The sequence below is a fragment of the Stenotrophomonas sp. Y6 genome (genome assembly GCF_022436665.1).
Classification (GTDB): Bacteria; Pseudomonadota; Gammaproteobacteria; order Xanthomonadales; family Xanthomonadaceae; genus Stenotrophomonas; species Stenotrophomonas acidaminiphila_A.
Genome location: NZ_JAKUKB010000010.1, coordinates 83,676 through 102,529 on the forward strand (window position 1 = coordinate 83,676; position 18,854 = coordinate 102,529).

The 18,854-nt window shown below is 67.7% G+C and carries 14 protein-coding genes and 1 pseudogene; 7 read left to right on the forward strand and 8 right to left on the reverse strand.

From position 1 onward, the window contains the following. Nucleotide 1 precedes the first annotated feature (1 nt). Nucleotides 2-2,113, forward strand: a complete 2,112-nt coding sequence (locus tag MKP15_RS13260) for a UvrD-helicase domain-containing protein (protein WP_240213015.1) — start codon at nt 2-4, stop codon at nt 2,111-2,113. Between the two features lie 54 nt (nt 2,114-2,167). Here MKP15_RS13260 and MKP15_RS13265 read toward each other — a convergent pair whose 3' ends face one another. Then, the gene (locus tag MKP15_RS13265; protein ID WP_240213017.1) at nt 2,168-3,031 is read right to left on the reverse strand and encodes a phage integrase N-terminal domain-containing protein; all 864 of its coding nucleotides are present in this window, start codon (nt 3,029-3,031) and stop codon (nt 2,168-2,170) included. A gap of 575 nt (nt 3,032-3,606) precedes the next feature. Next, a complete protein-coding gene (locus MKP15_RS13270; protein WP_240213019.1) occupies nt 3,607-4,761 on the reverse strand; it encodes an STY4528 family pathogenicity island replication protein in 1,155 nt (384 codons plus the stop codon). 599 nt (nt 4,762-5,360) lie between these two features. On the opposite strand from MKP15_RS13270, the gene MKP15_RS13275 reads away from it, so the two are divergent. Together MKP15_RS13275 and MKP15_RS13280 are read left to right on the forward strand one after the other, a co-directional pair. Continuing rightward, entirely contained in the window at nt 5,361-6,977 is a 1,617-nt protein-coding gene (locus MKP15_RS13275) for an ATP-binding cassette domain-containing protein (protein WP_240213020.1), read from the forward strand. Nucleotides 6,978-7,137: 160 nt separating this feature from the next. Beyond that, nucleotides 7,138-8,214 (forward strand): glycerophosphodiester phosphodiesterase, encoded by a 1,077-nt coding sequence (locus MKP15_RS13280; protein WP_240213108.1) that lies wholly within the window; start codon nt 7,138-7,140, stop codon nt 8,212-8,214. Between the two features lie 7 nt (nt 8,215-8,221). On the opposite strand, the gene MKP15_RS13285 is transcribed toward MKP15_RS13280, so the two are convergent. Both MKP15_RS13285 and MKP15_RS13290 read right to left on the reverse strand, forming a co-directional pair. Beyond that, complete coding sequence (locus MKP15_RS13285; RefSeq protein WP_104940051.1) at nt 8,222-9,016, reverse strand: rhomboid family intramembrane serine protease; 795 nt, start codon at nt 9,014-9,016, stop codon at nt 8,222-8,224. A 100-nt stretch (nt 9,017-9,116) separates the two neighbouring features. Continuing rightward, on the reverse strand, nt 9,117-10,076 hold the full coding sequence (locus tag MKP15_RS13290; RefSeq protein ID WP_240213109.1) for a TerC family protein: 960 nt from the start codon (nt 10,074-10,076) through the stop codon (nt 9,117-9,119). Between the two features lie 277 nt (nt 10,077-10,353). On the opposite strand from MKP15_RS13290, the gene MKP15_RS13295 reads away from it, so the two are divergent. Both MKP15_RS13295 and MKP15_RS13300 read left to right on the forward strand, forming a co-directional pair. Continuing rightward, nucleotides 10,354-11,523 (forward strand): class I SAM-dependent rRNA methyltransferase, encoded by a 1,170-nt coding sequence (locus MKP15_RS13295; protein WP_161614244.1) that lies wholly within the window; start codon nt 10,354-10,356, stop codon nt 11,521-11,523. Between the two features lie 152 nt (nt 11,524-11,675). Then, nucleotides 11,676-12,917, forward strand: coding sequence for a dipeptidase (locus tag MKP15_RS13300; RefSeq protein WP_240213021.1), 1,242 nt, complete (start codon nt 11,676-11,678; stop codon nt 12,915-12,917). Nucleotides 12,918-13,110: 193 nt separating this feature from the next. Here MKP15_RS13300 and MKP15_RS13305 read toward each other — a convergent pair. From MKP15_RS13305 to MKP15_RS13320, 4 genes and pseudogenes are all read right to left on the reverse strand, one after another. Beyond that, nucleotides 13,111-14,550, reverse strand: a pseudogene (locus MKP15_RS13305) (amino acid permease). 337 nt (nt 14,551-14,887) lie between these two features. Beyond that, a complete protein-coding gene (locus MKP15_RS13310; RefSeq protein ID WP_240213023.1) occupies nt 14,888-15,244 on the reverse strand; it encodes a DUF488 family protein in 357 nt (118 codons plus the stop codon). Between the two features lie 22 nt (nt 15,245-15,266). After that, nucleotides 15,267-15,890: a leucine efflux protein LeuE gene (gene leuE / locus MKP15_RS13315; RefSeq protein ID WP_104940046.1), complete on the reverse strand. Its 624-nt coding sequence runs from the start codon at nt 15,888-15,890 to the stop codon at nt 15,267-15,269. Between the two features lie 19 nt (nt 15,891-15,909). Continuing rightward, complete coding sequence (locus MKP15_RS13320) at nt 15,910-16,443, reverse strand: nucleoside 2-deoxyribosyltransferase domain-containing protein (protein WP_240213024.1); 534 nt, start codon at nt 16,441-16,443, stop codon at nt 15,910-15,912. Nucleotides 16,444-16,524: 81 nt separating this feature from the next. On the opposite strand from MKP15_RS13320, the gene rmuC reads away from it, so the two are divergent. Then, nucleotides 16,525-18,090, forward strand: a complete 1,566-nt coding sequence (gene rmuC / locus MKP15_RS13325; RefSeq protein ID WP_240213026.1) for a DNA recombination protein RmuC — start codon at nt 16,525-16,527, stop codon at nt 18,088-18,090. Nucleotides 18,091-18,157: 67 nt separating this feature from the next. Beyond that, entirely contained in the window at nt 18,158-18,850 is a 693-nt protein-coding gene (locus tag MKP15_RS13330) for an alpha/beta hydrolase (RefSeq protein WP_240213027.1), read from the forward strand. Nucleotides 18,851-18,854: the final 4 nt, after the last annotated feature.

Genomic DNA, 18,854 nt, shown 5'->3' on the forward strand with positions numbered 1-18,854 from the left:
AATGGCACTTTCCCCCAAGATCGCCATGTCGGACGACTTTCTGAAATCGTTCGCCAGGATTCCGCGCCAGAACCAACAGGCGGTGCTGACCTTCGTCGCCAAGTTTCGCCAGAACCCGCTGGCCAGCAGCATCAACTACGAGCGCATCAATGATGCCGCCGATGCCAACATGCGCTCGGTGCGCATCAACGACAACCTGCGCGGCATCATCCTCAAACCGGAAACAGGCGATGTGTACTGCCTGTTGTGGGTGGATCGTCACGACGATGCTTATCAATGGGCCAAGCGCCACCGCGTCGCGATTCACCCGGACGTGGGCAGCCTGCAAGTCTATGCGGTACAGGAAACGCAATCCCTGACCAATAATGATGAGGTAGCCCAGACCGAAGCCTCCCCGAGCGAGGGCTTGTTTGCGGATTTGCGTGACCGGGAGATCCGCAAGCTGGGTGTGCCGGAGGAACGGCTGGCAGCCGTGCGAGCGGCTGTATCGGAAGCCGACCTGGAGGCCCTCGAAGCGCAGTTGCCGGATGAAGCCTTCGAGGCCCTGTATCTGTTTGCCGCCGGCGAGCCGCTGGACAAGATACTGGCCGAGCGGGCACCCGCCGAAACGGTTGACCCCCAAGATTTTGGCGCGGCGTTGACGCGCGACAGCACACGTCGTCATTTTGTTGTGCTCACCGATGACAGTGATCTGGACGCTCTACTGGCCGCTCCTCTGGAGCGCTGGCGTGTGTTCCTGCATCCGAGCCAACGCAAACTGGTGGAAGGCAACAAGAGCGGTCCCGTCAAGGTCACCGGCGGCGCTGGCACCGGCAAGACGGTGGTGGCCATGCATAGGGCAAGGTGGTTGGCCAAGCAATACGCAGACCTTCCGGGGCGCCCGATTATCTTCACCACCTTTACTCGCACGCTGGCCGAAGACATCCGTCACAACCTGTCTCTGCTGTGCTCACCTCAAGAATTGGCCAAAATTCAGGTGGTCAACCTGGATCAATGGGCGTCAGGCCTGCTGCGCCGCTTCGGCTATCCCTACGCGCTGCTTTATGACGAGAAACAGCGGCGTGGCTTCTGGCAAGCCGCCTTGTCCGCGCTGCCCGCAGGTTCTGCCTACAGCGCCGATTTCCTGAGGGCGGAGTACGAGCGCGTGATCCTGCCCCAAGGTTGCGAAACGGCGGAGGATTACATGCGCGCCCGTCGCATCGGACGTGGCGGGCAATTGGGCCGTTTGCAGCGCAAGGCCTTGTGGCCGGTGTTTGCCGAATATCGGGCGCAATTGCACGCGGCCAACATTCGCGAGCCGGAAGAAGCCTTCAGGGAAGCCTGCCAACTGATACTGCAGGAAAAGCCGCAACTGGGCATTCGCGCCATGGTGGTGGATGAGGCGCAGGACATCAGCGCCGCTGCCTACACCCTGATTCGCGCGGCCGTGCCCAAGGCCGAGAATGATTTGTTCATCGTCGGCGATGCCCACCAGCGCATCTATCGCCACAAGGTGACGCTTGGACAGGTGGGGATCGAGGTAAGAGGTCGCAGCCGTACCCTCAAGGTCAACTACCGGACCACCGATGAGATTCGACGTTGGGCCTGCGCGCAGTTGGAAGGTATCGAGATCGACGACCTGGATGGAAACATCGACAGCTTGCGCGGCTATCGCTCATTGACCCACGGCGACTTGCCGGAAGTCCTTCCATCCGCTTCCTTGCAACAGGACGTGGAGCACATCCTGTCTGTAGTTGAACATGGCAAAGCCGATGATATCGAGGCCCGGCGCATCTGCGTCACGGCCCGCACCAATGAAGATCTTGATGCATTGGCGCTAGCCTTGCGGCAACGCGGTATAGCTTGTCTCAGGCTGGATCACGGCACGACGGATGATCCTGCGGAAACAGGCGTTCGACTGGCCACCATGCATCGCGTCAAGGGACTGGAGTTCGACATCGTCATCCTGGCCGGCTATCGCGGTGCCAGGCAGTATGCCGAGCAGTTCAGCCATGATGAAGATGTCGGTGTCACAGACGACACGGAGGTTTCCGAACGTTGTCTACTGCACGTTGCGGCAACACGCGCCAAACGGCATCTGTTTGTGCTCGCCAGGGGTGACTCACAAGATTGATCCGTCAAATTGCTGGGAGCAGTTGATGTTGCAAGAGGTGGTCTGATTGGGATCTCATGTTCCCAGGTATATCGCTGTTATTGTCGCACGCTCATGTCCCAGCTCTCGGCTTAGCTGTTGCCGGGCTTGCTGATCCAGCAGGTGTTGAGACGAATCCAATTGCACCGTACTGAGGCCACCCGCCGCTGGTGCCTTCCATCCCGTCAGCACCTCATACCGCATCTGCGCGTACCGATGCCGCAGTCCGTGCATGTTGCTCAACCCCGCTGCTTTGCACTGGCCGTCGTAAACATGCCGCTGCTGGATGTAGGTCTTGTGCGCCGGGATCAGCGAACCTGGGCCGGCCAGCCGATGGGCCTCGTCCAGCACTGCACGCTGTTCCGACGTCGTGACGGGTACCGTCCGCTCGCGTCCGCCTTTGGCCCACGATCCTTTGATGGCGATATGGTCGCCACGGTCGGCATAGCGGGGCTGGAACTTGATGGACTCTTCCCGCCGCAGGCCAAAGGCCGCTTGCAGGCGCAGGCTCATGCAGACGTGTGGATCGGTGATCCTGTTCAGCCCGTCGCCCAGTTCCCTAGCCTTGCTTTCGTTGGTGACATAGCGGCGGTCAGGGATACCCAATTTGGTGTTGTCCGCTGGCAGGATGCCTGCCTTGCTGACCTTCTCTGCCCACCAGCGCAGGTGCGCCATGCGGTTCTTGAGAGTGCCAGCCGACAGACCTTCGGCTTGCCAGCGCTGCAACAGGGTTTCGACGTGCTTGCCCTTGAGCGAAGTAGCCCGCATCTGGCGGAAACCTGCTTCGCGTAGTTGGCGAGCGGCCAGGTTCAACGACCGTTGCCGGTCGGCCTGGGTGGCGTGGCTGCCGTCGCGGTTGCGCAGGCAGAGCTGGCGCAGGGTATAGGTCAGGTCGTCCATCGCGGTGTTGTTCCATCGGTTGTCGGGGCTGAGAAGCAAACGGTCAGTGTTTTTGCCAACTCGCCAAGGCGAGATCCCCGAGGGGCAAGGGCCAGGTGCTCAGTTCACCTGTGGCCTCGAATGAGGCGTCCGCCTTGCTTCCTGTGGGAAGGCCGGGCGGAAGAGTTGCAAGGGACGACAACGCGATGTGCTGGGATGGGTGCCTCCTGTTGTGCAGTGGTGGAAAGAAGCCGGCAGGTCGGGCGACCCGCGACGTGTGCCTGGTACGGCGGATGTGTGTTGCGACGATGGCGAGACGAATCACGCCGAGGATGAGGAAGGCTCTGCCCATGGGTAGGGCGGCACACCGAGCGAGCCTGGGTGTGCCTGGGATGGTTCCATCCGGCGAGCCGGGTCGGCGCTTGCAGGAACCTGCGCCAGGGTTTCGGTGTTCATACCCACCGGCAGGTCGTTGCTGGGCCAGTGTGCCGGGGCATCGTCATGTACGCCGCCATCAATGCGATGCTGCGCCAACCCGCATTCCTGCTGCAGTTCGCCGGGCCGTCACTGCGGCGGGCAGTGACGGCCCGGGGTTCTTACGTTGCGCCAGCGGGTCCGAGTCCACCTGCAGCAGGCAGGTCGCCAGGTTGAACCAGATGCCCGTTGCCAGTCAGGTTCTCGATGATCTGCCCGATGGGTTGGGGTGGCAGCTTCAGCATGCGCCGGATCTGCTCCAGATGCCGCTGTGCGACCTCGTGCGACGCAGGTTTTGCTACCTGGCTGCTGGGCGATGGGGAAGGCGTAGATGGTGATGCATCAGGAAGGCTGCTGCTGACTGCGGGTTCGGGCGTCTGCTGCGGCACAGGCTTGCGCGCTGCCCAGAGCTTGAACATGCCGTCTACCGCCTTCTTGATCAGTCCATAGAGGTAGGCGATGGTGTCGTGCACCGTGCCTGACTCGCAGCGCGCATCCCATTCGGCCAGCACTGCCCAACGTTGTTCCAGGGACAGGCCCCGCAGGCGCACCATCAGGTTCCGTTGTTGATCCTGCGGCAATTGCCGGAAGCGCCTCGGCACATCTGGTCCAGACATTTGCACTTCGGACTGTGGCCAGTATGTATGTACTTTTTTCAATACTTCTTTTTCTACAGTACGTACTGCTGCCGCAGATGCCGGAACGGGCTTCGGAATGTGGGCGCCGGTTTCGGGCGCGATGGAACTGCCTGGTCCGCCGGGATCGTGGTCATCGCCATGGTTGCATAAGCGCCCGATCCGTTCCCGCATGGCGGCAGGCAATTTGTCCAACCGGCCCGGATGACGCATGGCCTCATCGAGAATGGACTGCGCCAGTTGGCGAATCGTCGTGCTGGCATGGCCGAGCGCCCGTTCCAGCAGGGGCAGGTAGTCTTCGTCCTCCATGCAGGCGCTGTCGAACGCGAGGGGCTGATTCCGCACTGCATAGCGGCTGGCCATCGAGAAGCCGGTCATCGGATTGCGGCGGTACTCGACCAGCGCAATCCATGTGGACAGCCGCAGACACAGCACGGCCCTGGACACGGTTTCAAGGGCCGCCCGCTTGCTGCCTGGTGCACTGGGCAGGTATTGGCGCAGCGCGTCATAGCTGAGGACCACGGTGCCGTCGCTGCTGGCCAGCGCACGGAAAGTCAGCCAAGCGTTGCGCTCCAGCGGTGTCAGCCGCTCATCGAGCAACAGGGCTTTCGGGGTGATGATGTCTGAGGTTTGATGTGACATGGTGAGGCTCCTATCGGTATCGGCCAACTGGCCAAAGGAGCCGTCATCTCACCCCGGCATCACCGCTGCCGCAGCCATCAATCCGAACTGCGTGCCTCCCGTTTTTCGGGCTGAAGCAGGGCGCAACATCCTTGGTGTTCTGGATCAGGAGGTGGGAAAATGAGCCTCCACTACAGTCATTGGACGTTGTTGAACGCCGGTGGCCATGTTCGCCGTCCTTGATCAGACCGCTTGCTGGCGTGCTGTACCGGCGGCGAGAGTGCGGGGAGCGTCCAAGATGGGCCATCCGCCGCTACCAAGGGACACACTTGGTACTTGGGTCCAAGAATAGGTCCAAGCACGTTGCGGGACCGCCATGATCGTATTGAAAATCAACGACATGCGGCAGAAATTCCGCTTCTGCATCGGCAAGTGAGCGGCCGCCGGCATTGAAACGTTCATCGGCAGCCGGTTAGTCTGCGCGGGCCGCCGTGGGGGCGGCCCTGAAGGAGTCCGGTCCAATGCGCCATTGATGCCCGCCCTGCCAGCCCGCGCTGGCGAGGCCTCGCGAAGTCCCGCTGCCGCTGGCAGCCGGGTGATCCGGGCATGGATGGAATGCAATGACCACGACTCCCTTCCTGACGCTTGAACGCGTCTCCTGGCAGCTGCCCGACGGCCGGCTGCTGTTTTCCGATCTGGACGAAACCTTCGACGCGCGCCCGACCGGGCTGGTCGGGCGCAACGGCGTGGGCAAGAGCGTGCTGGCGCAGGTGCTGGCCGGCCGCCTGGCGCCCACCCGCGGGCGCTGCCTGCGCTCCGGGCCGGTGGCGTGGCTGCCGCAGCAGATCGACGCGTCGCCCACCGCGAGCGTCGCCGAACTCGCCGGCCTGGGCGATGCGCTGGCGGCGCTGCATCGTATCGAGCAGGGCAGCAGCGACCCCGCCGATTTCGAAGCACTGGGCGAGCGCTGGCAGCTGCGCGAACAGCTGCAGGCCGCACTGGAGCGGATGCAGCTGCAGGGCGTCGCCGCCGATACGCCGGTGCGCCGGCTCAGTGGCGGCCAGCGCATGCGCGTGGCCCTGGCGGGCGCGTTCCTGTCGGATGCCGATTTCCTCATCCTCGACGAGCCCACGAACCATCTCGACGCGCCGGGCCGGCAGCTGCTGCGCGACCAGTTGCGGGGCTGGCCACGCGGTCTGCTGGTGGTCAGCCACGACCGCGAGCTGCTGGGCGACATGCAGCGCATCGTCGAGCTGTCCTCGCTGGGTCTGCGCAGCCATGGTGGCAACTACGACTTCTACGCGGCGCGCAGCAGCGAAGAGCGGCGCCTGGCCGCGGACACGCTGCAACAGCGGCGCCACGAACGCCGCCAGGGCGAACGGATGCTGCGCGAGCAGCAGGAACAACGCGAGCGTCGCGCCGCCCGTGGCAACCGTGAAGCGGCGCATGCCAACCAGGCACCGATCCTGCTGGGCCGGCAGAAGCAGCGCGCGCAGGCCAGCGCCGGCAAGGCGCTGCTGCAACGGCAACAGCAACGCGAGCAGCTGCAGGAACAGGTACGGCAGGCGGCGGCGCAGGTGGAGGCCGCGGCCCCGGTGGTGTTGCTGCCGGCGGCCGCCGCCGGCGCTGCGCCCGCCAAGGTGGCCGCACTGCAGGACGTGGTGCTGCCGTTCGTCGAAGGTGCGCTGGCGCGGATCGACCTGCTGCTGGGGCGGGGCGAGCGGCTGGCCCTCACCGGCCGCAATGGCAGCGGCAAGTCGGTGCTGCTGCAGCTGCTGGCCGGACGGATGGCGCCGCGACACGGCACGGTGCAGGTCAACGTGGCGCATGCCTGGCTCGACCAGCATCTGTCCCTGCCGGTGCCGCGGGGTACGGCGGTGGAGCAGCTGCGCCATGCCAACCCGGGCATGGCCGAACCCGAGCTGCGCACCCGGCTGGCGCTGCTGGGCCTGGCTGCCGGGCACGCCGACGCGCCGGTCGCCGCGCTCAGTGGCGGCGAGCGCATGAAGCTGGCGCTCGCCTGCGCCGTGTACGCGCAGCCACCGGCGCAGTTGTTGCTGCTCGACGAACCGGCCAACCATCTCGACCTGGAGGCGACGCAGGCCCTGGAAGCGCTGTTGCGGCAATGGCCGGGCACGCTGCTGGTGGCGGCACATGACGAAGCGTTCCTGCGTGGCATCGGCATCAGCGGCCGCCTGCATGCCGGCGCCGGCGGCTGGTGCCGGTTGCCGCCGTGAATCACGCCAGCCGCACGCGATGCGGGCAGTGGCGGCGCAGGCCGCGGCCATGTCCCATGCCGGTCACATCCACCCCGCACACTCCCGCTTCCTTCAATGACGGCAACAGGAGCGGGCGGTGTCCGGCAAAGCGGTGATGGCGGTGGTGGCAGGGCTGTGCATGATGGCATCCTCGACGGCAATGGCCGCCGCTCCCGTTCCCCCATCGCCGCAGGTATCGGTGTACGCGCACCGTGGCGCCAGTGCGCTGCTGCCCGAGCACACCCTGGCGTCCTACGCGCAGGCCATCGTCGATGGCGCCGACTACATCGAGCCGGACCTGGTGATGACCCGCGACGGGGTGATGGTCGCGCGCCACGAGAACGAGATCGGCGCCACCACCGATGTCGCCGCGCACCCGGAGTTCGCCGCCCGGCGCACCAGCAAGGTTATCGACGGCAGGCGCGTCGAGGGCTGGTTCACCGAAGACTTCACCCTGGCCGAACTGAAGACCCTGCATGCCCGCGAGCGCCTGCCGGAGCTGCGCGGCACCGCGTTCGACGGCGAGTTCCGCATTGCCACCCTGGACGAGATCCTCGAGTTCCTGGTGCAGCAGGCGCGGCGCAGCGGGCGCGGCATCGGCCTGGCGCCGGAGATCAAGCACGGCAGTTACTTCCGCGGCATCGGCCTGGCGATGGAGGAGCGCCTGCTCGACGCCCTGCGCGGCAATCCCTACACCCGTGTCGCACCGGTACTGGTGCAGTCGTTCGAGACCGCCAACCTGCGCCAGCTGCGCGCGCGCATCGGCCGCCAGTCCAACATCCGCCTGCTGCAGCTGCTGGGCGACGCCCAGGCGCAGCCTGCCGACGTGGCACTGGCCGGTGGCGAGCTGACCTACGCGCGCATGGCCACGCCGGCCGGCCTGCGCGAGGTGGCCGGCTATGCCGATGCGATCGGCGTCGAGCGCCGCGCGCTGCTGCCGCTGGATGCGCAGGGGCGGTTGGCCGCGCCCACGCCACTGATCGCCGACGCGCATGCCGCCGGCCTGCAGGTGGTGGCCTATACCTTCCGCCCGGAAAACCCGTTCCTGCCGCCGGACCTGCGCCAGGGCGCAGCCGATGCGCGCAACCCACAGGGGTCCATCGCCGAGATCCGTGCCTATCTGCGGGCCGGGATCGATGCCTTCTTCACCGACGACCCGGCGCTGGGCCGCCGCGCGGTGGACGGCGATGGCCCCGTTGCCGGCGGCGCCGGCTGATGCCCGGTCACGACGGGTCGCGGCGCGGGCGCGGGCGCAGCTGCACCACCACCTCGTAGTCGCGGCCCTCGCGCGGCTGCCACAGCACCGGCACCTGGCCGGGCGACGGCGGCTCCAGCTCGGCATCGGCCAGCGGCGCATCGGCGTCGTCCTGTTCGTCCTCGTCCTCCCAGCTGTAGCGCTTGCGCGGTGCCAGCGGGTCGGCATGGCGGAACAGCAGGGCGGCGATCACGCCGGCGGCCGCGCCACCCATATGCGACTGCCACGACACGCCGGGCTCGTGCGGCAGCACGGTCATCACCATGCCCCCGTAGAACAGCACGCCGATCATGCCGGCGGCGATCGCGGCGCGGTCGCGGCGCAGCAGGCCCAACCCCAGCACCAGGAACATCAGGCCATGGGTGATGCCGCTGGCGCCGAGGTGGTGGCTGCCGGGCTCGCCCAGCATCCACGCACCGACGCCCGAGCCCAGCCACAGCAGTGGCAACGCGCGCAGCGTCGCCTTCGGGTAGACGGCGCCGGCCAGGGTTCCCAGGATCAGCAGCGCGGCCGCGTTGGCCGCCAGGTGTTCGATGGAACCGTGCAGCAGCGGCGCGCCGAGCAGCCCCAACAGGCCCGCGGTGTCGTGCGGGCCCACCGCCCAGGGCCGCCAGTCCCAGCCGGTCTGCTGCAGCGCGAACATCGCCACCAGCAGCAGCACGAAACCCAGGCTCAGGTTGAAGGCGCGCAGCACGCGACGGCGGTCGCTGCTGCGGTCGGTGGCCGAGGTCTGGCCGGTGTCTGGCGTGTTGGAAGTGTCCATGGCTTCCGGGATTGCGGCGCCCTGCAGTGAATGCAAGGGCGCCGCCTCGGGACGCCGGCGTACCACCGGCGGGACAATCGCGGCGTGTGCCGGTTCCGGGTCAGGCCTTGTGCCCGCCCTTGGGCGGCAGCTTCAGGCTCAGCACCATCGTCACCAGCAGGATCGCGGCGACCACGCCCAGCGACACCGGCACCGGGATCTTGTACAGGTCGATCAGCAGCATCTTGGCGCCGATGAAGCCCAGGATCACCGCCAGGCCGTACGGCAGCAGGTGGAAGCGGTCGGCCATGCCGGCCAGCAGGAAGAACATCGCGCGCAGGCCCAGCACCGCGAACACGTTGGAGGTCAGCACGATGAACGGGTCGGTGGTGATGGCGAAGATCGCCGGGATCGAATCCACCGCGAAGATCACGTCGGTGACCGCGATCAGCACCAGCACCACGAACATCGGGGTGAACCAGCGCACGCCGTTCTTCTCGGCCATCAGGCGGTTGCCGTTGTACTCATGGGTGATGCGCAGGTGCCGGCGCATGAACTTCAGCGCGGGGTTGTCGTCCAGGCTCGGTTCCTGGCCGGCGGCGAACCACATCTTCCAGCCGGTGAACAGCAGGAACGCGCCGAACACGTAAAGCAGCCAATGGAACTGGCTGACCAGCACGGTGCCGGCGAAGATCATCACCGTACGCAGCGCAATGGCACCCAGGATGCCGATGATCAGCACGCGCTGCCGCGCCGTCTCGGGCACCGCGAAGTAGCCCATGATCAGCAGGAAGACGAAGATGTTGTCGACCGCCAGCGCCTTTTCGATCAGGTAGCCGGTCAGGAACTGCAGGCCGATTTCATTGGCCACCGCGGTACCGGCGGTCTCGTTCAGGTAGTACCAGAGGCCGGCGTTGAAGGCCAGGGCCAGGGCGACCCAGCCGATCGACCACAGCAGGGCTTCCTTGAAGGTCACCTTGTGCGGGCCGCCGTGGCGCATCAGCACCAGGTCGATCAACAGGGCGGCGATGACGACGGCGACGAAGCCGCCCCAAAGCCAGGGATTACCGATTGTCTGGATCATGGGAGTTCCGGTCATGTGGAGGTTCTGGGAACCGCAGGGGCCAAGAACTGGACACGGAATCGGGGAGACCGGGGACAGAGCTTCGCCTATGCGGCGAAGGTCTTGCTCACAGTCCCGGGGCCGGGACTGCCGTTGCACCGGAGCCTTGCGGCTCGAACTGACGGCGACAACGTCTGGGAGCTACTCCCCTTCAGCCGCCGATAGTGCCGGCTTGACGCTTTGCCGTCAATGAATGCGCCGCGGCGGCGGCCCGGCGCCCGTTACAATGGCGCCCATGAATACCCCCCTTCCCGTCGTACGCCTGAAGAACGCGTGGCGCTCCAGCCACCCGTGGATTTTCCAGAAGCTGGTCGAAAAGCCCGTCGCCAAGCCCAAGCCCGGCACCATCGTCGACGTGGTCGGGGTGGATGGGGAGTGGATCGGCCGCGGCTTCTACAACGGCCACTCGCGCATCGCCGTGCGCATCCTGGAAACCCGCCGCGACGTGGACGTGGACCAGGCCTGGTTCGCCGCCAGGATCGCCGACGCGGTGTCGCTGCGTCGTGACGTGCTCAAGCTGGACCAGGTATCCAACGCGTGGCGCGTGGTGCACAGCGAGGGCGACGGCCTGTCCGGGCTGGTGGTGGACCGCTACGACGACCTGATCGTGGTCGAGTTCTTCGCCGCCGGCATGTTCCGCCACCGCGAATGGATCTACGAGGCGCTGCGCGCGCAGTTCCCGGGTTGCCGCTTCCACAGCTTCGCCGACGAACACGTGCAGAAGCAGGAGAGCTTCGATTTCCACGGCAACACCACCACCGAACCGGCGGTCATCACCGAGTACGGCATCAAGTTCCGTGCTGACCCGGCCGGCGCGCACAAGACCGGCTTTTTCGCCGACCAGCGCGAGAACCGGCAGTGGCTGAGCCAGCAGGTCGAAGGCAGGAGCGTGCTGGACCTGTGCTGCAACACCGGCGGCTTCGCCGTGTACGCGGCCGCGCGCGGCGCCAGCGAGGTGTTGGGCGTGGACATCGACCAGGACGTGATCCAGATCGCCAAGGGCAACGCCCGGCTCAACAACGCCAAGCCGAAGTTCGTGCAGGCCGACATCTTCCCGTGGCTGCGCGATGCCGCCAACCGCGGCGAACAGTACGACGTGGTGATCCTGGATCCGGCCAAGATGACCCGCGACCGCGACCAGGTGATCAACGCGCTGAAGAAGTACCTGGACATGAACAAGCTGGCGCTGGGCGTGGTCAAGCCCGGCGGCCTGTTCGCCACCTTCTCCTGCACCGGCCTGGTGTCCGAGGAGCAGTTCCTGGACATGCTGCGCCGCGCCGCGTTCTACGCCGGCCGCACCCTGCAGATCCTGAAGGTGGCCGGCGCCGGCCCGGACCATCCGTTCATGGCGCACGTGCAGGAATCGCGCTACCTCAAGGCGGTGTTCTGCCGCGTGGTGGACTGAGCCGGGCATTCCAGGGGAGCGGCAACGGTCGCTCCCATAGCGCGCGGATCGGGTGCCATGCCCGGCGGCTATGGCTGTAGCAACGGCGGGTACTACCGGTCCGCGCCGTGGCGGCGGTATGGTCGTGGCCTTTCCCCGAAGCCGAGGCCCGCATGTCGCTGCGTCGTCTGTCCCTGCTGCTCGCCCTGGCGCTGGGCGCCCCGTTGTCCGCCCAGGCGGTCGAATTCACCCAGGCCGAACTGGCCCGCGCCAAGGCCCTGCAGCAGCGCCTGCTGACCCTGGACAGCCACCTGGATACCCCGGCCAACCTGGCCCGGCCCGGCTTCGACATCCTGCACCGCCACGACCACAACGCGCTGTCGCAGGTGGATTACCCGCGCATGCTCGACGGCGCGCTCGACGGCGGCTTCTGGGCGATCTACACCGACCAGGGCGACCGCAGCCCCGCCGCGCACCTGGCCGAGCGCGACCACGGCCTGATGCGGCTGATCGAGATCCGCGAAATGCTGGCCGCGCACCCGGACCGCTTCCAGCTGGCGCTCACCGCCGACGATGCCGCGCGGATCAAGGCCGCCGGCAAGCGCGTGGTCTACATCAGCATGGAGAACGGCAGCCCGCTGGTGGCCGACCCGTCGCTGCTGGGCTTCTACCACAAGGCCGGGCTGCGCCTGCTGTCCACCGTGCACTTCGCCAACAACGAGTTCGCCGATTCGGCCACCGACCCCAAGGGCGCGGAGTGGAAGGGCCTGAGCCCGGCCGGCAAGGCGCTGGTGCAGGAGGCGGTGCGGCTGGGCATCGTGATCGACCAGTCGCATGCGTCCGACGCGGTGTTCGATGACCTGGCGGCGATGCTGCCGGTGCCGTTCATCCTCTCGCACAGCGCCGCCAAGGCGGTGTTCGACCATCCGCGCAACCTGGACGACGCGCGCCTGCGCCAGCTCGCCGCCAAGGGCGGGGTGATCCAGGTCAACGCCTACGGCGGCTACCTGCTCGACGAGACCCCCAGCCCGGAGCGCAAGCAGGCCGAGGAAGACCTCGAAAAGCGGCTCGGCGGCTGGGATGGCATGCCGATCGAGCAGGGCGTGGCGCTGGCGCGGGGGATGGCCGAGCTGGACCAGCGCCTGCCGCGGCGGCGGGCGACGCTGGACGACTTCTTCGTCCATTTCGCCCACCTGCTCGATGTCGTCGGCCCCGACCACGTCGGCATCGGCATGGACTGGGACGGCGGTGGCGGCCTGCCGGGCATGCGCGACGTCACCGACCTGCCCAAGATCACCGCCTGGCTGCAGCGCCGCGGCCTGAGCGATGCGCAGATCGCCAATATCTGGAGCGGCAACGTGCTGCGGGTGATGCGCCAGGCGCAGGACTACGCGGCGAAGAACGCCGCGAAGTAACCGGTCGCCATTGCCACCGCTGCGTCGCGTGGCCGCGCTGTCCGCGGCCGTGATTGGCCGCCGCCGTTTCCCTGGGATGGGGCCGCGCTGCGCTGCGTAACCGGGCACGAAGCCGCGGCGGTCGCCGCGCGCGTGCGTTGCCCGCGTGGGTCAACGCACGTTGCCCCGCCGCGTGCCGGGGTCGCCGCCGGGGTCAGCCCGGCTGCTTGCCGAGCACCGCATTGCGGCGGCTGTAGAGCACGTAGACCACCAGACCGAACACGTTCCACAGCGCGAATCACAGCTGGGTGCGGGTGGGCAGGCTGAAGAACAGGTAGATGCAGCCCAGGATCGCGATCGGGCCGACCACCCACGCCAGCGGCGTGCGGAAGGTACGCGCGCGGCCGGGTTCGCGCCGGCGCAGCACCAGCAGGCACAGGCCGACCGCGGTGAACGCGGCCAGGGTGCCGGCATTGGCCAGCGCGGCGATCTCGTCCAGCCGCGCCACCCCGGCCAGCGCGGCCACCAGCACCGCGGTGAACACGGTGATGGTCACCGGGGTGCCGGTGCGCGGGTTCACCAGCGACAGCCCGCGCGGCAGCAGGCCATCGCGCGACATCACGAAGAAGATGCGGCTCTGGCCGTAGAAGAACGCCAGCAGCACGGTAGGTAGGGCGATGATCGCGACCACGCCGATCACCAGCGCGGCGGTGCCGTGGCCCAGTTCGCGCATGATCAGTGCCAGCGGCTCGGCGCTCTTGCCGAACACCGTGTAGCTCATGGCGCCGACCGCGGCCAGCGCCACCAGCAGATAGATCAGGGTGCAGCCGACCATCGAGCCGATGATGCCGATCGACAGGTCGCGCCTGGGGTTCTTGGTTTCCTCGGCGGCGGTGGAGATCGCATCGAAGCCGTAGAAGGCGAAGAAGATGATCGCCGCCGCGGCCATCACCCCGCGCTCGACCCCGTCCGGACCGAGCGACTTGGGGAAGCCATAGGGCATGAAGGGCTGCAGGTTGGCCGGGTCGAACGCCGGCAGTGCCACCCACACGAACACCGCCAGCGCGATCAGCTTGAGCACCACCAGCACCGCGTTGACCGTGGCGCTCTCGCGGGTGCCGGCGATCAGCATGCCGGCGACCAGGAAGGTGATGACGATGGCCGGCACGTTGAGGAAGCCGCCTTCCACGTGCGGGCCCGCGGCCAGCGATGGCGGCAGCACCACGTTCCAGCCGAAGGAGGTGTGCAGCCATTCCAGGAAGCCGACGAAATAGCCGGACCAACCCACCGCCACCGTGCTGACCACCAGCGAGTATTCCAGGATCAGGCTCCAGCCCACCACCCAGGCGATGGTCTCGCCCAGCGCGCTGTAGCTGTAGGTATAGGCGCTGCCGGCAGCCGGCATCATCGTCGACAGTTCGGCATAGGCCAGCGCCGCGCAGGCGCAGACGATGCCGGCGACGATGAACGAGATCAGCACTGCCGGGCCGGCCTTGTCCGCACCCACGCCGATCAGGGTGTAGATGCCGGTGCCGACGATGGCGCCGATGCCCAGCGCGACCAGGTGGGGCCAGCTCAGCGACGGGATCAGGCGGCGGCCTTCCTCGTGCTGGGTGAGCTGGTCGATGGATTTGCGCCGGAGCCAGGACTGCATGCGGACCTCGCGGTTCGTGGTATTCGGGAAAGGGGCCGAGTTTCGCCGAACGCAGCGCAGCAAAGCCAGAATTTCCCGTTGCTTTCATGGGCTTTGGCGATGGGCGGTAGCCGGGGCGACGGATCCGGCACAAAAGCCGCCAGCCAGGTGTTGATGGCGCCGCCCGCCAATGCGCCTAGGGGGCGGCGTGGACGAAGCGGGGCACGGCGCCCCACGCAGCGCCTGCGGGCGATGGCGGGGACAGGACCTGCCGGCAAGATGCGGCGCATCCACGTCGTGGCCATGGGGGCTCACTGCGCCGGGCTTCGCCGATGGCGCGCCGCGGCAAACCCCGTACCTACGCGCGGCGCGGATGCGCCAGCAGGTACTCGCGCAGGGCCACGGCCTGGTTGTGTTCGGTGTCGCGGGCGGCGTACACCAGGGTCACCGGCCCGGCGTCCAGCGCGTCGCGCAGCGGCGCCAGCAGCCGTGGCTGCGCGGCCAGCTCGCCCCAGTAGCGCTGGCGGAACGCGTCCCAGCGCTCGGCGCGGTGGTCGAACCACTGCCGCAGCGCGTCGCTGGGCGCCACGTCCCTGAGCCACTGCGCCTGCAGCTGGGCGCGGCTGACCCCGCGCGGCCACAGGCGGTCGACCAGGAAGCGCTGGCCGTCGCCGTCGCTGGCCGGTTCGTAGGCGCGCTTGCAATGGATGGGCATGCCGACCTCCCGGCGCCGGGGCTCAGCCTTCCAGCCCGAGCCGTACCCCGAATGCGATCAAGCATACGCCGACCGCGCGCCGCAGCCACACGCCCACGCGTGGGTACCCGGCCAGGCGCCGGGCGATGAACTGGCCGCCGAAGATCAGCACCGAGCACCAGCCCACGCTCAGTACCGCGATCAACCCGGCCATCAGCCCCAGGGTCAACGCGCCACGCTGCGTGGCCGGGTCGATGAACAGCGGGAAGAACGCCATGTAGAACAGGATCGCCTTGGGGTTGAGCACGCCCACCAGCAACGCCTGCCGGAACCAGCGCCGGCCCCACTGCTGCGCCGTGGCGCCGGCCGCGGCGGCCGGTTCGCGCAGCAGTTGCAGGCCGACCCAGACCAGGTAGGCCGCGCCGACGTAGCGCAGCCCGGCGAACAGCAGCGGATGTGCCTTCAGCAGCGCGGCCACGCCGGTGGCGGCGATGGCGATCAGGATCTGGTCGCCCAGCATCAACCCGGCCAGCGTCGCGTAGCCGGCGCGCACGCCGCCGCGCGCGGTGGCGGTGAGCAGGGTGAAGGTGCCCGGCCCGGGCAGCATCAGGAACAGGATGACGGCCACCACGAAGGTGCCCAGGTCGTTGATGCCCATCCACGGCATGGCGTTGGTCCCGGCCGGCTCAGCGCGCGCGCTGCATGGCAAGGCGCTGTTTCACCGCGGCGATCAGCGCCTGCAGGTCGTCATGCCGCGGTACCTGGTAGCGGTCGCCGGTGATGTCCAGATTGCCCTTGCGCCAGAAACCCGCCGGCGCGGCCACCAGCAGCTTGCTCGAGCGCGCATACAGGCCGAACTCGAGCAGGGTGACCGGGCTCTGCGTGCCCGGCGCGAAGTACATCAGCACGATGTCGGCCTGTTCCAGTGCTGCCAGCTCCCATTCCACCTGGCGACGGAACTCCGGCTCGTCGGCCTCGGCGCGCCAGGCCGGGTTCCAGTCGGCGCGGCGTGGGTTGAGCAGCACCACGTCCTCGTCGGCCAGCGCCTGCTGCACCTGCTGCTGCCAGTCGCCGGCCCTGCCCATCTCGATGCTGCCGGCCAGGAACACCCTGGGCCGTGCATCGCCCGCGGGAATGGGGGCGGGCGAGGTGATCGTCTGCGAACCCGCCGCGGCGACCGGCGACAGCAGTAACAGGCAGGACAGCAGCAACGGCTTCATGGCGGGCGGGAATGCGCGTGGGGTGCACATGATCGCAGAAGCGGCGCAGCCGATGAGACGCGCGGGGCTACACTTTGCCCCATGCAAACCGAAACCCTGATCCTGGCCGGCCTGCTGCTGGCCGTCATCGTGCTGCTGGTGGTCCTGTTCCGTCGCATTGGCGGCAACGGGCACGCCGAAGCGCTCGCCCGCGACCTGGACGCCGAACGCCAGCGCGCCAACGCCGCCGCCATCGACGCCGGCCAGCTGCGCGGGCGCCTGGAATCGCTGGCCGCGGAAATGGAACACGAGCGTCGCGAACAGGCCGAGCAGGCACGCCAGCTGGCCGCCCTGAACCAGCGCATCGAACGCGAAGCCACGCAATCGGCCGAGGCCGCGGTGCGCCTGGCCGAGCGCGAGGCGGCGCTGGCCGACGCCCGCGCGCAGCTCGCCGAACTGAGCGCGTCGCTGGAACGCGAGCGCCAGGCCCTGCACACCGCGCAGGCCGACAGCGCGCGCCTGCAGGCCGAGCTGCAGCATGCGCGACAGGCGCAGGAACAGCTGCGCGACTGGATCGCCGCCGCGCGCGAGAACCTGTCCGGCGCCTTCACCGAACTGGCCGCCAAGGTGTTCGACGAGAAGGGCCAGCAGTTCGAGAAGAACGTGCGCCTGGCCACCGGCCAGTCGCGCGCCGACATCGAGACCCTGCTCAAGCCGTTCGCCGACAAGCTGGGCGAGTTCCGGCAGCGGGTGGACACCCTGTACGGTGAAGAGGCGCGCGAGCGCGCCAGCCTGCTCGGCGCGGTGGGTGAGCTCAAGACCCTCAACCAGGACATGGCGGCGCAGGCCGCCGCGCTGACCAGCGCGCTGAAGGGCAGCGCCAAGGTGCGCGGCGACTGGGGCGAACTGATGCTCGACAACGTGCTGCGCGGCTCCGGCCTGGAAGAGGGCATCCACTACGAGCGCCAGGCGCATGCCACCACCGACGAAGGCGACAGCCTGCGCCCGGACGTGGTGGTGCGTTTCCCCGACCAGCGCGCGGTGGTGATCGATAGCAAGGTCAACCTCATCGCCTGGCAGGAAGCGATGAACGCGGCCACGCCCGAGCAGCAGGACGAAGCCCTGCGCCGCCATGCCATCGGCCTGCGCCAGCACGTCAAGGACCTGGGCGACAAGAACTACCCCAAGGCCATCGGCGGTGACGCACTGGACGTGACCATCGCCTTCGTCCCGATCGAAGGCGCGCTCTCTGCCGCGCTCGGCGTGGACATGGACCTGCAGTCCTATGCGTTCGATCGCCGCGTGGTGTTCGCTTCGCCGAACACACTGATGGCGCTGCTGCGCGTCACCGAGCGGCTGTGGACGCGCGACAAGGTGCAGCGCCAGGCGCTGGAGATCAGCGACACCGGCGGCAAGGTGCTCGACGCGCTGGTCGCCTTCCTGGCCGAGTTCGACATGGTCGGCAGGAAGCTGGAGGACGCGGGCAAGGCCTTTGCCCAGGCGCGCAACCGCCTCACCGAGTCGCCGCAGTCGGTGTCCAACCGCGCCCGCCGCCTGGCCGAACTCGGCAGCAAGGCGCGCAAGGCGCTGCCGCCGGAACTGCAGCCGGAGAGCGTGCGCGCCTTGACCGATGGAATGACGGGCGACGATGCCACCGCAACGGACTGAAGATCCGCAGCGTCGTACCGCATCGCGGATGCCCGGCACCCGGCAGCATCATCAATGGGGGATGTAGATGACCGCATTGCTCATCCTTCCCGGTCTGGACGGAACGGCAACACTGCACACGGCATTCATTGAGGCCGCTGCGCCGCTGTTCGACTCCGTTGAGGTGGTGGCGTATCCCCCGGACCGGCCGCTGGGTTATGCCGAGCTGGAGGTTATTTCCAGGGCTGCATTCCCAGAAAAACCGTTTGTGCTGCTGGGCGAATCCTTCTCCGGACCTGTCGCGCTTTCCATCGCCGCAGACCCGCCTGCCAACCTGCGGGGCTTAGTTCTCTCCACTACGTTCGCAACCGCACCGGTTCCCTTCTTGCGCACGTTCGCCCCATTGCTGCATGCCGTTCCCTTCCCGCTCCCGCCATCGATGCTGTTGTCCTGGTGGCTGTTCGGGCGTTGGGCGACGCCAGCGCTTGAGGCCGCGCTGCGGGATGCATTGCGCCAGGTTTCCCCCCATGTGCTGCGTTTCCGCGCCGCCAGCGCGCTGCGGGTCGACGTGCTGGCGCGATGCGCCGCCATCGCCGTGCCCGTGCTCGATCTGCGTGCCAGCGACGACAAGCTGCTCCAGCGCGATCCGGGCAGGCAGATGAGCGCTGCGATACCACGTTGTCGGACGGTGGAAGTGGCAGGTCCGCATCTGTTGCTGCAGGCCGAGCCGGAGGCCTGCCCCAGGATCGTCGGCGAATTTGCGGCAGGGATCGACGCCTGACCGG

Bases quoted from the DNA above. Each gene is read 5' to 3' on its own strand.
- MKP15_RS13275 (WP_240213020.1), top strand. From the start codon at position 5,361: ATGACCACGACTCCCTTCCTGACGCTTGAACGCGTCTCCTGGCAGCTG.
- MKP15_RS13285 (WP_104940051.1), bottom strand. From the start codon at position 9,016: ATGGACACTTCCAACACGCCAGACACCGGCCAGACCTCGGCCACCGAC.
- MKP15_RS13265 (WP_240213017.1), bottom strand. From the start codon at position 3,031: ATGGACGACCTGACCTATACCCTGCGCCAGCTCTGCCTGCGCAACCGC.
- MKP15_RS13295 (WP_161614244.1), top strand. From the start codon at position 10,354: ATGAATACCCCCCTTCCCGTCGTACGCCTGAAGAACGCGTGGCGCTCC.
- MKP15_RS13330 (WP_240213027.1), top strand. From the start codon at position 18,158: ATGACCGCATTGCTCATCCTTCCCGGTCTGGACGGAACGGCAACACTG.
- leuE (WP_104940046.1), bottom strand. From the start codon at position 15,890: ATGCCGTGGATGGGCATCAACGACCTGGGCACCTTCGTGGTGGCCGTC.
- MKP15_RS13270 (WP_240213019.1), bottom strand. From the start codon at position 4,761: ATGTCACATCAAACCTCAGACATCATCACCCCGAAAGCCCTGTTGCTC.
- MKP15_RS13320 (WP_240213024.1), bottom strand. From the start codon at position 16,443: ATGAAGCCGTTGCTGCTGTCCTGCCTGTTACTGCTGTCGCCGGTCGCC.
- MKP15_RS13280 (WP_240213108.1), top strand. From the start codon at position 7,138: ATGATGGCATCCTCGACGGCAATGGCCGCCGCTCCCGTTCCCCCATCG.
- rmuC (WP_240213026.1), top strand. From the start codon at position 16,525: ATGCAAACCGAAACCCTGATCCTGGCCGGCCTGCTGCTGGCCGTCATC.
- MKP15_RS13300 (WP_240213021.1), top strand. From the start codon at position 11,676: ATGTCGCTGCGTCGTCTGTCCCTGCTGCTCGCCCTGGCGCTGGGCGCC.
- MKP15_RS13310 (WP_240213023.1), bottom strand. From the start codon at position 15,244: ATGCCCATCCATTGCAAGCGCGCCTACGAACCGGCCAGCGACGGCGAC.
- MKP15_RS13260 (WP_240213015.1), top strand. From the start codon at position 2: ATGGCACTTTCCCCCAAGATCGCCATGTCGGACGACTTTCTGAAATCG.